Below are 266 nucleotides of genomic sequence, written 5' to 3' on the forward strand. Positions count from 1 at the left end.
ACTCGGCAGCCGCATCTCATAAATCGAATGATCCTGAACGTAAATCATCCGCAAATTCGCTGATCCAGGACGTTCCGCGACCAGCTTTATAACTGCCCGTCGTTTCATTCGCGAGACGTGTGACCGTGACTTGCCTGCCGACCGGGCCAACATTCCTGTCAGCCGGATAGGCGTCCTCGTCGGCGATCTGGAATTCAGCGACTTCGAAGCCGAAATCAGCCAGCAACGCGATCACATCCGCTTGTTCGTCTTCCGGAAATTCGATG

At 54.5% G+C, this 266-nt stretch carries 1 protein-coding gene; it reads right to left on the minus strand.

The features are described 5' to 3' along the window. Positions 1-16 precede the first annotated feature (16 nt). The coding region (locus SB822_RS57755) for a hypothetical protein (RefSeq protein ID WP_410859192.1) at positions 17-266 on the minus strand (250 nt) is incomplete at its 5' end.

Source organism: Paraburkholderia sp. SIMBA_054 (assembly GCF_046534875.1).
Taxonomy (GTDB): Bacteria; Pseudomonadota; Gammaproteobacteria; order Burkholderiales; family Burkholderiaceae; genus Paraburkholderia; species Paraburkholderia hospita.